Here is a 13,168-nt window from a genome sequence, read left to right on the forward strand (position 1 = left end):
GACGCGAAAAAGCCGGGTGCCACCCGGCACCCGGCTTCCCGAAACGACCGTCAGCGCTCGGTCGAAGGCGACACCAATTCGCTCGGCCCGCCGCTCGACTCCCCCGCCACCGCGGCCAGTTCCTCCCCCACCGACTCGCCGTTCTTCGGGCGGGCGTCCTTGGTCAGCAGCGACGCCACCGCGCCGATCAGGCACACCACGATCGCGAAGCCGAACGCCACCGCCAGGCCCGACTGGAACGGGCCCGAGATCAGGTTCGGGAAGAAGCTCCGCCCCGTCAGGAACGACGCCTGGTCCGGCGGCAGGGACGACAGCTGACCGCCCAGCAACTGCTGGATCGGGTTGTACCCCAAGAACGCCGCGAACAGCACCGCCACCGCCGGGAGGTTGGCGATCTGGGCCGCCGACGACGCCGGAACGCCGTGCTCGATCAGGCCCGCGCTCATCGTCGACGGGAGGCTCGACGAGAGGCCCGCGATGATCAAGCTGAAGAAGAAGCCGATCGACAGGACCATCGCCGCGTTCTGGAACGTCGTCATCATGCCCGCGCCCGAGCCGCGGGCGTCCGCCGGGAGGCTGTTCATCACCTCGGCGCGGTTCGGGGAGGCGAACATGCCCATGCCGATGCCGTTGATCAGCAGGATCGCCGCGAACGCCCAGTAGTCGAAGTTCACCGGCAGCAGGATCAGCAGCAGGAACGTCACCGCCGTGATGAGCAGGCCGCCCGAGGCGAGCAGGCGGCTGCCGATGCGGTCGGACAGCACGCCCGACGCCGGGGCCGAGACCAGGAAGCCGATCGTCATCGGGAGCATGTAGATGCCCGCCCACAACGGGGTCTGCTCGAACGTGTAGCCGTGCTGCGGGAGCCAGATGCCCTGCAGCCAGATGATCAGGATGAACTGCAGCCCGCCGCGGCCGAGGGACGCCGTCAGGTTGGCGACGTTGCCCCAGGTGAACGAGCGGATGCGGAACAGCGACAGGCGGAACAGCGGGTTGTCCACCTTCGACTCGATGACCACGAACGCCACCAGCACCGCGAGGCCGCCGATCAGGCAGGTCAGCACGAACGGGCTCCCCCAGCCGGTCGGGGACGAGCCGTAGGGCTGGATGCCGTAGGTGATGCCGATCAGCACCGCGATCAGGCCGACGGCGAAGGTGATGTTGCCCCACCAGTCCATCCGCGCGTGCTTGCGGACGCCGGTGTCGTGCAGCTTGAGGTACGCCCAGACCGTGCCAATCACGCCGAACGGCACCGACACCAGGAAGATCAGGTTCCAGTCGACCGGCGCGAGCACGCCGCCGACGACCAGGCCGAGGAACGAGCCCGCGATGGCCGCGACGCCGTTCATGCCGAGCGCGAGGCCGCGCTGGTTGGCCGGGAAGGCGTCGGTGAGGATCGCCGAGCTGTTCGCCATCAGGAAGGCGCCGCCGACGCCCTGCACGATCCGCCAGCCGATCAGCCACAACGCGGCCGCGTCGCCGTCGAACCAGGTGATGGCCAGCATGATCGACGACACCGTGAACACCGCGAAGCCGAGGTTGTACATCCTCGCGCGGCCGTACATGTCGCCGAGCCTGCCGAAGCTCACCACCAGCACCGCGGTGACCACGAGGAAGCCCATGATCATCCACAGCAGGTAGCTCGTGTTGGCCGGTTCCAGGGGGTTGATGCCGATGCCCTTGAAGATGTCGGGCAGCGCGATCAGCACGATCGAGGAGTTGATCGTGGCGATCAGCATGCCCAGCGTCGTGTTGGACAGCGCGATCCACTTGTACCGCGGCCCCAGTTCCGCGATCGAATACGTCCGGCGTTCCGCCACTGTGCAACCCTTCTGCTCGCAAAGTCCCTTAGCTAGGCTAAGCAAGTTGCTTGCGTATGGCAACCAACAGCGCGAAATGCATGGGAGAGCATGATCACAGCCGCTTGACTGTCCTTTAGGGACCCTTTACCAGAGGGCCCAGAACGGCCACGCCCTCCTCGATCTCCGACGCCGTCCGCGCCGCATACCCCAGCACCAGGCCCGGCCGCCCCGGGAGCTGCCGGTGCCACGACAGCGGCTGGACCTTGACCCCCTCCGCCAGCGCGGCCGCCGCCACCGCGACGTCGTCCACGTCAGCGTCGAACGTCACCGTCAGGTGCAACCCGGCGGCCGCGCCGTGGACCACCGCCGAGGGCAGCGACGCCGACAGCGCCCGGATCATCGCGTCCCGCCGGCGCCGGTGCCGCCCTCGCACCACCCGCAGCTGCCGCTCCAGCTCGCCCGTCTCCATCAAGCGCGCCAGGACCAGCTGGGCCAGCACCGGATTGCCCAGGTCAGCGAACCGCTTCGCCGCCACGAGATCGGCGGAGAACCGCGGCGGCGCCACCAGCCAGCCCACCCGCAACGCCGGCGCCAGCAGCTTCGACACGCTGCCCATGTAGCAGACCTCCGGCACCATCGACCGGACCGCGGGCACCGGCGCCCGGTCGTAGCGGTGCTCGGCGTCGTAGTCGTCTTCGAGCACGATGCCGCCGGAAGACGCCCAGCGCATCAGCTCACGACGGCGCTCGCCGCCCAGCACCACGCCCATCGGGAACTGGTGCGCCGGTGTCAGCAGCACCGCCGGCGCCGTCAACGCCGAGACGCGCAGGCCGTCGTCGTCGACCGGCACCGGCGGGGTCGCCAGGCCGCAGTGGTGCAGGTGCTGCCGCGCCCCCAGCGAACTCGGGTCCTCGACGGCCACCGAAGTCACGCCGTGCTGCCGCAGCACCTCGCCGACCAGCGTCAACGCCTGCGCGACCCCGGCCACCACGATGATCTCGCCCGGATCGACGCGGATCCCGCGGTTGCGGGCCAGCCAGCGCGACACCGCCAGCCGCATCGACGGCGCGCCGCGCGGGTCGCTGTAGCCGAAGTGGGACGGCTCCAGCTCGTCCAGCACCGCCCGCTCCGCCCGCAGCCACGCCGCCCGCGGGAACGCCGTCAGGTCCGGGACGCCGGGGCTGAGGTCGATCCGGGCCGGGGTCGCGCGGACCGCGTCGAACACCTCCACGCCCGGCGAAGCCGTGATCACGTCCGAAGAGCGCCGGTCCGGCGAAGGGGACGGCGGCAGCACGGGCGCGGCGACGATGACCGTGCCCGCCCGGCCGCGGCCCGCGGCGTGGCCGTCGTCGATCAGCCGCTGGTAGGCCTCGGTGACCACGCCCCGCGACACGCGCAGCTCGACGGCCAGCACCCGGGACGCGGGCAGCCGTCCGCCCACCGGCAACCGGCCGTCGGCGACCGCGGAACGCAACTGCCCGGCGAGCCAGTCCGCGAGCCCGCCCGGTGGCGCCGACCGGACGTCCAGCTGGAGGAAGTCCGAGCCTATGGACCCCTCCGAGGGCGCTGTTTTGGCTCTGTCCATCGGGCCATTGTCGCAGCACGCTGGACGCATGGACACCGTTTACGTGCACGGATACACCGAACCCGAAGCCCGCCGCCTCGGCGACCAGGCCGACACCCTCGCCGACCTCCTGCACGCCGGGACGGCCTACCCCGCCGGCAGCCGCGTGCTCGAAGCCGGCTGCGGGGTCGGCGCCCAGACCGTCCACCTCGCGGCCCGCAGCCCGGACGCGCACCTGACCGCGGTCGACGTCTCCGCGGCGTCCCTGCGCCAGGCCCGGGCCCGGGTCGAGGGCGTCGACTTCCGGCAGGCCGACCTGTTCGGCCTCGACGGCGAGTACGACCACGTCTTCGTCTGCTTCGTCCTCGAACACCTGCCGGAGCCGGAGAAGGCCCTCGCGCACCTGAAGACGCTGCTGCGCCCCGGCGGCACGATCACCGTGATCGAGGGCGACCACGGTTCGGCGTTCTTCCACCCGCGCAGCGAGCACGCCCAGGCCGCCGTCGACTGCCTGATCCGGCTCCAGGCCGACGCCGGCGGCGACGCGCTCATCGGCCGCCGCCTCCACCCGCTGCTGACCGGCGCCGGGTTCGGGGACGTCATGGTCGAACCGCGGACGGTCTACGCCGACGCGTCCCGGCCCGGCCTGGTCACCGGGTTCACGCGCGACACGTTCACCGCGATGGTCGACGGCGTCGGCGAAATGGCCGTCGGCCGCGGGCTGATCACGCAGAACCGCTGGGACCAGGGCATCGCCGACCTGCACCGGACGACCCGTGACGACGGCACCTTCCACTACACGTTCTTCAAGGCCACCGGGAGCAGGCCGTGAAGCCCCGGGCCCGGCTCGCGGGCAGCACCGACGTCGTCGACCGCGACCTCCAGCGGCTCGAAGCCGACCTGGCCGCCCGCGAACCCGATCACCGCGCGCCGCGCTCCAGGGCCGTCAGGTGGTTCCGGACCCGGATCGCGCCGGGCACGCATTCCCCGGCGTAACAGGCCAGCGCCCGCTCCCACTGCGAGCGGGCGGCCTCCGGGTCACCGAGTCCGCTGTGGACTTCGCCGAGCCCGCAGTGGGCCCGGCCCTGCTCCGGACGGCAGCCCGTTTCCTTCGCCACGGCCAGGGCTTCCCGGTGGTACCGCAGCGCGTCCGCGGTGGCGCCGCGCGCGGCGGAGAGGCTGCCGAGGCTGTTGAGGACGCGGGATTCCACGCCCCGATCGCCGCATTCGCGGGCCAGGCTCAGTGCTTCTTCGAGGTGCTGGGCCGCTTCCGCGTGCCGTCCCTGCGCCAGCCGGACGTCGCCCAGGTGCTTCAGCGAGATGCTGCGGTTGGGCGGGCTTCCCGTCTCCTGCGCGATTTCCAGGGCCCGCTCCAGGTGTTCCGCGGCTTCGGCGTACCGGCCGCGGGCGTGCTCGATGTCGCCGAGGATGCTCAAGGCGTACCCCTCGCTCACCCGGACGCCCATCGCACGCAGGTGCGTCAGCCCTTCCTCCAGGGCCTGGACGGCTTCGTCGTGCCGGCCCAGCGCCGACAGCGCGTCGCCCAGGTTGACCAGCGCGTAGCCCTCGCTGGTGCGGTCGGCGATGTCACGCGCCAGGGCGAGGGCCTCTTCCAGGTAGCCGATCGCTTCGCCGTAGCGGCCGATGCCGCGGCTGGAACAGCCGAGCACCACCAGGACCAGGCCTTCGCTGGTGCGGTCGCCCGTCTTCCGCGCCAGGGCGAGGGCCTCGGTCGAGTACCGGATCCCGTCGGCGAACCGGCCCAGCGCGCGGCACACCAGCCCCAGGGTGTTGACCGAGTGGATTTCGGTGCGCCAGTCGCCGGTTTCCCGGGCCAGGACGAGCGCCTCCTCCAGGTACCGCAGGGCCTCCGGCGACCGGCCGACCCGCCAGTGGCCCAGCGCGATCAGGATGAGCGGCTCGGCCTCGGCCGCCCGGTCGCCGGTGTGGTGGGCCAGCGCCGACGCGTGCGTGTGCAGCACCAGCGCTTCCTCGTGGTAGCCGCCGACGTCGAGGTAGTGCCACAGGATCCCGGACAGCAGCCGCAGGTGCTCGGGCCAGCCGTGCCGGGTGGCGTGCGCGGCGACCGCCAGCAGGTTCCGCCGCTCGGCCTCCAGCCACGCCGGCGCGTCGAGCACCTTGATCTCCGGGTCGGGCACGCGCGGCCGCAGGTGCCGTTCCTGCGGCAGGACGACGTCCATCGCCTGCCCGGCCGAAGTGACGTAGAAGTCGAACAGCCGCTGCTGCGCCTCGTGGCTCTCCTCGGCGTCCTCCGCTGCGAGCTCGGCCGCGTAGACGCGCAGCAGGTCGTGCAGCTGGACCCGGTCGTCACTGGTCTGCTGCACGAGGTGGGCGCGCACCAGGGTGCCGGCCAGCCTTTCGGCCTCCGGCAGGGGGACGCCGGCGAGCGCGGCCAGCGCGGGCGGTGTCAAGTCGCGGCCCGGGTGCAGGCCGCAGAGCCGGAACACGCGCGCCGCGTCGGGCGCGAGGTTGCGGTAGGACCACGAGAACACCGCGCGGACCGCGGTCAGTTCGTCACCGCCGCCATCGAGCAGGTCGAGCCGGCGCCGTTCGTCGGCCAGCTCGGCCGCGAGCGCGGCGAGCCGCTCCCCCGGCCGGCTCAGCGCCAGCTCCGCGACCAGCCGCAGCGCCAGCGGCAACCGGGCCGCGTACCCGATCAGGGCCGCGGTGGCCTCCGGTTCGTCGTCGACGCGCCGGCCGAGCAGCGCCCGCAGCAGATCACGCGCCTCGGCCTCGGTGAGCAGGTCGACGAGCACGCGGCGGGCGCCGTGACGGGCGACCAGCCCGGGCAGCGCGTCCCGGCTGGTCACCAGCACCAGGCAGGTCGGCGAGCCGGGCAGCAGCGGGCGGACCTGCCCGACCGCGTTGGCGTTGTCCAGCACCAGCAGCATCCGCCGCCCGGTGAGCGCGGTCCGGAACTTCGCGGCGCGCTCGTCCGGCTCGGCGGGGATGTCCGCGCCGTCGACGCCGAGGGCACGCAGGAACCCCGACAGCGCGTCGCCCGGGTCCACCGGCCGGACCGTGCCGTAGCCGTGCAGGTCGAGGTAGAGCTGGCCGTCCGGGAACTCCGCGGGCACGCGCTGCGCCCAGCGGACCGCGAGCGCGGTCTTGCCGACCCCGCCGGTGCCGGAGAGGACGGCGATGCGCGCGCCGGTGTCGCCTTCGTCGCGCCGCAGCAGCGCGTCCAGCTCGGCCAGCTGCGCGGCCCGGCCGCGAAACCCGGGGACGTCGGCGGGCAGCTGGGCCGGCACCCGCGCGGGCGGCTCCGGAGCGGCGAAGTCCTGGCGCAGCACCTGCTGCTGAGCCGCCCGCAGCTCGGGACCGGGTTCCAGGCCGAGCTCATCGGCCAGGCGCCGGCGCACTTCGTCGAAGACATCCAGCGCGGCGGCCTGGCGCCCGGATGCGGCGAGCGCCAGCACCAGCTTGGCGTGCGCGGACTCGTTCAGCGGCTCCTCCGCGGTCAGCACCCGCAGCTGCACCGCCGCGTCCTCGGGGTCGGCGTCCGCGGCGTAGGCCAGCACGGCCTTCGCGCGCCGCATCGACAGCGCGAGCCGGGCGGGGTGCTGGCGCAGCCGTTCGACGTCGGCGAGCGCCGGGCCGCGCCAGAGTTCCAGGGCCTCCTTGTGGGCGTCCCGTTCCAGCAGCGCTTCGAAACGCAGCAGGTCGAGCTCGTCCTCGCCGACGGCCAGCCGGTAGCCGCCCTTGTCCGTGGCGATGAGGTCGGCCGGCCGCAGCGCCCGCCGCAGCCGGGCGACGTAGGTGTGGAGCAGCTCCAGGCACGACGACGGCGGCTCGTCCCAGATGACGTCGACGAGGTCCTCGCGCCGGACTGTCCGGTTCGGCTGCAGGGCCAGCAGCGCCAGCAGGAGGCGCTGCTTCTCCGCGCCGATCTCCACGGCCTCGGCGCCGCGCGTCACCGTCAACGGGCCCAGGACGCCGAGCCGCACGGGTTCCGGCGGGGCTTCGGCCAGCGCCTCCCGCAGCTTGCGGGCCGTCTCCGGCCGGGGCCGCCGGACGCTGCCGAGCTCGGCGTTGCGCACCGCGCGCAGGCTCAGTCCCGCACGCTCGGCGAGCTGGGCCTGGGTGAGACCGGCGAGCACACGCCGGTCGCGCAGCCATCCGGCGAACGACGGACCTTCGTCCACAGGCGTCCTCTCCTGCGTCCCCCGAGCGGAACGTACCTCTCCAGCATCACGATCGTGCCGCCCGAGATGTACCACCGATCGGCGAAGATAACCGTTTCCGCAGGTACGGACCGTGACGGCGGCGCGGAGCGGGAGTACAGGCGCTCGTCCACCGCGCTTTCCTAGGCTTCTCGCGTCCGATGGTGGCGAGGGGTTGGCGGAGCAGCCGTCGAGTGGGGTACGACGGCTGCACCCGCTCCTTCTAGACGCCGAAGCGTTCGAGCAGGGCCCGCACGGCGGCCGGGTCCTCGACGTGGGCGTTGTGCCCGAGACCGGCGAGCGTGACGGCGCCGGGATCGAGCGCCCGCAGCTGCTCCGGACGGCTCATCGGGTCGTTTTCCCCCGCGGCGAGCACGACCGGGCAGCGCGCCCCGGCCAACAGGGCCGGCATGTCCGGCGCGCCGAGGCCGAACGCGGCCGGGTCCATCGCGAGGCGCCAACCTCCCTCGGTCTCGCGAAGCCCGGCCGGGTCGGCCGGCGCGATCCCGAGCAGCCCGGACACCTTCAGGTACGCCTGATCGGCCTCCTCCTGCGTCGCGAACACCAGCGGCGGCCGGGCCGCGAACGACGCCGCGCGGTTGAGGTCGTCCTGGCTCCACTCGACCTTGACGCCGAGGGCCAGCACGCCGGCCACCTCGACGTCGTGGCGATCGGACGCCAGTTCCAGCGCGAGCACCCCGCCGAGTGAGTGCCCGGCGACGATCAGCGGCCCGCCGTCCGGCAGCGCTCGCGCCACCGCTTCGGCGAGCGTGGCGAAGCTGTAGTGCGGCAGGGGTGCGGACGGGCCGTGGCCGGGCAGGTCGGGCACCAGGACGCGCCGGTCGAGCTGGACGGCGAGGTGGTTCCAGACGGCGCCGGTCGCGCCGAGGCCGTGCAGCAGGAGGACGGCCGGTTCGCCCTTGCCGCCGATGCGCATGTTGAGCGTGTCCATCCGCGCAGCCTCCCAAATTGTCGGTGCCCGCGGCTAGGGTCGGCCCGTGACGATCACCGATCCGGACACCTACGTGCGAGGGGTCCCGTATGACGAGCTGGCGCGGCTGCGGCGCGCCGGCCCGGTGGTGCGCGTCGACGACTTCTGGGCCGTGCTCGGGCACGCCGAGGTGCGGCGGGTGCTGCGCGACCCGGGAGTGTTCTCCTCGCAGCTGGGCGGGACGCAGATCCGGGACGCGGCCGACCTCGCGTACGTGCGCCGGATGATGCTGAACATGGACCCGCCGGAGCACGGCCGGCTGCGCGGGCTGCTCACCAAGGCGTTCACCCCGCGGGCGATCGCGAAGCTGACGTCGCAGATCGAGGCCTGGGCGCGGGACCTCGTCGACGCCGTCGCCTCCGACGGCCGGTGTGACTTCGCGCAGGTGGCGGCCGATCTCCCGCTGCTGACGCTGGCCGAGGTGTTCGGCGTGCCGGAGCAGGACCGGCGGCTGATGTACGACTGGAGCAACCGCGTGATCGGCTACCAGGACGCCGAGTACGCGGTGAGCTCGACGGTATCCGCAGCCGAGGTGAGCGAGCTGGCCCGGGCCGCGCTCGCCGTCCGGCCGTCGCCGGGGCCGGACGGGTCGATGCCCGACCCGCGGACGCGCGCGGGCATGCCGGATCTCTACGCGTACGCGAACGCTTTGGGCGAGTACAAGCGTGCCCACCCGGGTGACGACGTGATGAGCAACCTGATGCAGCACGTCGCGGACGACGGCGGCCGCGTCTCGCTCGCCGAGTTCGAGAACCTGTTCTGGCTCTTTTCCGTGGCGGGCAACGAAACCCTCCGCAACGGCCTGCCGGGCGGGCTGCTCGCGCTGCTCTCGCACCCCGCGCAATACCGCCGGCTGCTGGCCGACCGCTCGCTGCTGCCCTCGGCGGTCGAAGAGATGCTGCGGTGGTGGACGCCGGTCATGCACTTCCGGCGCACGGCCGTCACCGGCGTCCGGTTGTCCGATGTGGACATTGCCGCCGGGGACAAGGTGGTGGTCTGGTTCTCGGCGGCCAACCGGGATCCCGCGGTGTTCCCGGAGCCGGACACGTTCGACATCGGCCGGACCCCGAACGACCACCTGACCTTCGGCCACGGCCCGCACTTCTGCCTCGGCGCGCACCTCGCGCGGGTGCAGCTGCGGGCGATGTTCGACGCGGTGCTCGACCGGCTCGGCCAGGTTTCCCTGGCGGGCGACCCGGTGCGGCTGCGCTCGAACTTCCAGAACGGCCTCAAGTCGCTGCCGATCCGGTGGGCCGTCTGATGGAGATCCGGGAGCTGCGGGCGTTCGTCGCGGTCGTCGAGGCGGGCGCGATGTCGAAGGCGGCCCGGCAGCTGCACGTGAGCCAGCCGGCGCTGTCCCAGACGATCACGGCCCTCGAACGGCGGCTCGGCGTCCGGCTGCTGGTGCGCACCAGCACCGGCGTGCAGGTCACCGACGCCGGGACGACGCTGCTCGGCGAGGCCCGCGCGGTGCTGGCGCGCCACGACCAGGCGCTGGCCGCGATGGCCCGGCACACCGCGGACGGCGGCGGCGTGCTGCGCGTCGGCGTCCCGCTGGAACTGCCGCCGGAGCTGCTGCCGGCGGCGCTCGCGCGGCTGCCGGACACGCGGGTGCAGGCGCGGCACCTGTCGTCGGTGGCGCAGGTGGCGGCGCTGCGGGCCGGCGAGCTGGACGTCGGGCTGGTCCGCGAGCGTCCGCCCGGGCCCGATCTGGACGCGACGCTCGTGGTGACCGAGGACGTCGGTGTCCTGCTGGCCACCGAGGTCGCCGAGAAGCTGGGTTCACCGGTCCGGCTGGAGGACCTGGCCGGGCTGGAGTGGTTCGCCTTCCCGCGTGCGGGCAGCCCGGCCTGGTACGACGAGCTGGCCGCGATCCTGCGCAGTCACGGCCTCGACGTCGGGCCGGAGGTGCCGGAGGAGCAGCGGCTGATCGTCGAATTGAAGATCCCGGCGGTCAGCGCGGGCGGGGCGTACGCGTTCGCGCCGCCCGAGTGGCCCTACCCGCTGCCGGACACGGTCCGGTGGGTGCCGCTGGCCGGCACGCCGATCGTCCGGCGGACCTGGGCCGTGTGGCCGGCGGCGTCGCGACGGCGGGACGTCGCCGAGTTCGTCGCGGCGCTGGAAGACCATCGGCGGAACGGATCGGAGGTATAAGGAGGGCCGAACACGCAGCCGGAAGTCCTTCCGGGTGGTCTCGCTTGAACTCTGCGACCGGGGAAACACCCGGGTTGCGGAGGAGCTGAACGATGACTGCAGAACTGTCCGGGTCGGCGGCACTGGTGACCGGCGCCACGAGCGGCATCGGCCGCGCGACGGCGGCGGCGCTGGCCGGGCTCGGCGCGCACGTGGTGCTGTCCGGCCGGGACGCCGGGCGCGGCGCCGAGGCCGTCGAGACCATCCGCGCGGCGGGCGGGAAGGCCGACTTCGTCGCGGCCGACCTCGTCGACGCCGCGTCGGCGCGGGCGCTGGCGGACCGGGCGCGGGAGCTGGCCGGGCCGATCGACGTGCTGGTCAACAACGCCGGGATCTTCCCGACCGGACCGACCGGAACCTTCGCGGAGGCGGACTTCGACGCGGTCTTCACGACGAACGTGAAGGTGCCGTTCTTCCTCGTCGCCGCGCTGGGGCCGGAGATGGCGGCACGCGGCCACGGCGCGATCGTGAACGTGTCCACGATGGTCGCGGTGCGCGGCATGGCGGGCATGGCGGTGTACGGCGCGTCGAAGTCGGCGATCGAGCTGATGACGAAGGCGTGGGCGGCGGAGTTCGGGCCGTCGGGCGTGCGCGTCAACGCGGTCAGCCCGGGCCCGACCCGCACCGAAGGAACGGCGGTCTTCGGCGACGGCCTGGACGAGCTGGCGGCCGCGGGCCCGGCCGGGCGCGTGGCGTCCCCGGAGGAGATCGCGGCGGCGATCGCGTTCCTGGCAGCGGGCGATGCGAGCTTCGTCCAGGGCGCGATCCTCCCGGTGGACGGCGGCCGGCTGGCGGTGTGAGTCCGGCGGGGCGGCGTCACCTCAGGAAGGTGACGCCGTCCTGGGGTCGCTCGTCCACCGTCAGCGAGAAGACGTCCGGCCGCGCGTAGTGGCCCGACACGTCGAGGCTGTGCCGCGCGGCCACGATCTCGGCCAGGTCGATCTCCGCCGTGATCAGGCCTTCGGTGCCGCGCAACGGGCCCGCCAGCACGTCCCCCAGCGGGCCGACGATCACGCTGCCGCCGCGGAACGGGTCGTCGCCCGTGGTTTCGTACGGGCACGCCGAAACCACGAAACACCGGCCCTCGTCGGCGATGTGGCGCATCGACGCCTGCCAGACGTCGCGATCGTCCGCCGTCGGGGCGCACCAGATGTCGACGCCCTTCGCGTACATCGCGGCCCGCAGCAGGGGCATGTGGTTCTCCCAGGAGATCGCCGCGCCGGCGCGGCCGGCCGCCGTCGGGACGACCGGGAGCATCGAGCCGTCGCCGCGGCCCCAGACCAGGCGTTCGCGGGCGGTCGGGACCAGCTTGCGGTGCCGGGCCACCAGGCCGAGTGCCGGGTCGAGGAAAACGACCGTGCTGTACAGCGTCGAGCCGCCGCGCTCGATGACGCCCACGACCAGGCTCGCGCCGGTCCGCGCCGCGAGCCCGGCCAGCTCGGCGACTTCGGGGCCGGGCACCGTCACGGCCGCGTGGAAGTACTCCACGAACGGCGTCCGGCCCGGATAGCCGCCGAGCACGGCCTCGGGCAGTACGACCAGGTCGGCGCCCCGGATCTCGTCCTCGAACGCCAGGACCCGCTCGAGCGGGACGCCGGTCGCGATCTGCAGCGCGGCGACGACCGTCATCCGCGGACCGGCCACGGGACCACGGCCGACGTCCGCCGCTGGTAGTCGGCGTATTCGGGGTACCGCGACTTCGTGATGCTCTCGGTGAACCGCGTCGAGCCCACGAACAGCAGCGTCAGCAGGACCGCACCGAGGACTGTCCACTGCAGACCGCCGGCGACGACGCCGAACGCGGCGATCGCCCACCACTGCGCCTGCTCGAAGAAGAAGTTCGGGTGCCGCGAGTAGCGGAACAGCCCGGCCTGCAGGAACCGCGTCGGCGCCCGCCCGGCGTGCTTCTCGCGGTGGAACGCCCACTGCTGCTGGTCGGCGACCGTCTCCCCGACCAGGAAGGCGGCGAAGATCAGCGCGACGACGACGTCCGCGACCCCGAAGCCGCCGGGGTGCTCCAGCGCGGTCAGCGCGGGGAGCGTGATCAGCAGCAGGATCACGTTCTGGTAGAGCGAGATGAAGAAGAAATTGAACAGCTGGAACTGCCACGACGCCATCCGCTCGCGCAGCACGGCCCACCGGTAGTCCTCACCGCCGGGCGCGTACCCGCCCTTGCGGGCGAAGTTGAAGGTCAGCCGCGCGCCCCACAGCGCGACCAGCGCGAACATCACGTCGAGCCGCGCGTCGGCGAACCCGGCGAAACCGGCGAAGATCCCCACGTAGGCCACCGGCACGATCGACCAGATCCGGTCGACCCAGGAGTATTCCCTGGTCAGCACAGAGGCCACCCAGGTACCGAGCGTCACCCCGGCGAAGACGTACAGGCACACCCGCAGCGCGTCCATGTGCTCACTTTAGGACCTAGGATCGGCGT

At 73.0% G+C, this 13,168-nt stretch carries 11 protein-coding genes; 4 read left to right on the top strand and 7 right to left on the bottom strand.

All coding sequences use genetic code 11. The annotated features are described in order from the left end of the window. Positions 1–50: 50 nt before the first annotated feature. Both ACWEVN_RS08650 and pdxR read right to left on the bottom strand, forming a co-directional pair. A complete protein-coding gene (locus ACWEVN_RS08650) occupies positions 51–1,820 on the bottom strand; it encodes an MFS transporter (protein WP_449682757.1) in 1,770 nt (589 codons plus the stop codon). 115 nt (positions 1,821–1,935) lie between these two features. Then, the gene (gene pdxR / locus ACWEVN_RS08655; protein ID WP_452050777.1) at positions 1,936–3,387 is read right to left on the bottom strand and encodes a MocR-like pyridoxine biosynthesis transcription factor PdxR; all 1,452 of its coding nucleotides are present in this window, start codon (positions 3,385–3,387) and stop codon (positions 1,936–1,938) included. 28 nt (positions 3,388–3,415) lie between these two features. Between pdxR and ACWEVN_RS08660 the strand changes: the two genes are divergently transcribed. Further along, positions 3,416–4,198 carry an L-histidine N(alpha)-methyltransferase gene (locus tag ACWEVN_RS08660; RefSeq protein WP_452050778.1) on the top strand — a complete coding sequence of 261 codons (783 nt, stop codon included), beginning with the start codon at positions 3,416–3,418 and terminating at the stop codon, positions 4,196–4,198. Here ACWEVN_RS08660 and ACWEVN_RS08665 read toward each other — a convergent pair. The 3 genes from ACWEVN_RS08665 to ACWEVN_RS08675 form a co-directional block, all read right to left on the bottom strand. Next, on the bottom strand, positions 4,162–4,290 hold the full coding sequence (locus ACWEVN_RS08665; RefSeq protein ID WP_449682754.1) for a hypothetical protein: 129 nt from the start codon (positions 4,288–4,290) through the stop codon (positions 4,162–4,164). The genes ACWEVN_RS08660 and ACWEVN_RS08665 overlap by 37 nt on opposite strands. Further along, complete coding sequence (locus ACWEVN_RS08670) at positions 4,287–7,532, bottom strand: tetratricopeptide repeat protein (protein WP_449682753.1); 3,246 nt, start codon at positions 7,530–7,532, stop codon at positions 4,287–4,289. The genes ACWEVN_RS08665 and ACWEVN_RS08670 overlap by 4 nt, the downstream gene beginning before the upstream one ends. Before the next feature lie 241 nt (positions 7,533–7,773). Continuing rightward, positions 7,774–8,502, bottom strand: coding sequence for an alpha/beta fold hydrolase (locus tag ACWEVN_RS08675; RefSeq protein ID WP_452050779.1), 729 nt, complete (start codon positions 8,500–8,502; stop codon positions 7,774–7,776). Positions 8,503–8,548: 46 nt separating this feature from the next. Between ACWEVN_RS08675 and ACWEVN_RS08680 the strand changes: the two genes are divergently transcribed. The 3 genes from ACWEVN_RS08680 (at position 8,549) to ACWEVN_RS08690 (ending at position 11,534) form a co-directional block, all read left to right on the top strand. Continuing rightward, positions 8,549–9,802 carry a cytochrome P450 gene (locus ACWEVN_RS08680; RefSeq protein ID WP_449682752.1) on the top strand — a complete coding sequence of 418 codons (1,254 nt, stop codon included), beginning with the start codon at positions 8,549–8,551 and terminating at the stop codon, positions 9,800–9,802. Further along, positions 9,802–10,695: a LysR family transcriptional regulator gene (locus ACWEVN_RS08685; protein ID WP_449682751.1), complete on the top strand. Its 894-nt coding sequence runs from the start codon at positions 9,802–9,804 to the stop codon at positions 10,693–10,695. Before ACWEVN_RS08680 ends, ACWEVN_RS08685 begins: the two co-directional genes overlap by 1 nt. A 92-nt stretch (positions 10,696–10,787) precedes the next feature. Beyond that, positions 10,788–11,534: an SDR family NAD(P)-dependent oxidoreductase gene (locus tag ACWEVN_RS08690; protein ID WP_449682750.1), complete on the top strand. Its 747-nt coding sequence runs from the start codon at positions 10,788–10,790 to the stop codon at positions 11,532–11,534. Positions 11,535–11,550: 16 nt separating this feature from the next. Here the strand turns inward: ACWEVN_RS08690 and ACWEVN_RS08695 are convergent, their stop codons facing one another. Further along, a complete protein-coding gene (locus ACWEVN_RS08695) occupies positions 11,551–12,363 on the bottom strand; it encodes a carbon-nitrogen hydrolase family protein (RefSeq protein ID WP_452050780.1) in 813 nt (270 codons plus the stop codon). Then, on the bottom strand, positions 12,360–13,139 hold the full coding sequence (locus ACWEVN_RS08700; RefSeq protein ID WP_449682748.1) for a DUF1295 domain-containing protein: 780 nt from the start codon (positions 13,137–13,139) through the stop codon (positions 12,360–12,362). The genes ACWEVN_RS08695 and ACWEVN_RS08700 overlap by 4 nt, the downstream gene beginning before the upstream one ends. Between the last annotated feature and the right edge of the window lie 29 nt (positions 13,140–13,168).

The sequence above is a fragment of the Amycolatopsis sp. NPDC003861 genome, assembly GCF_053605405.1.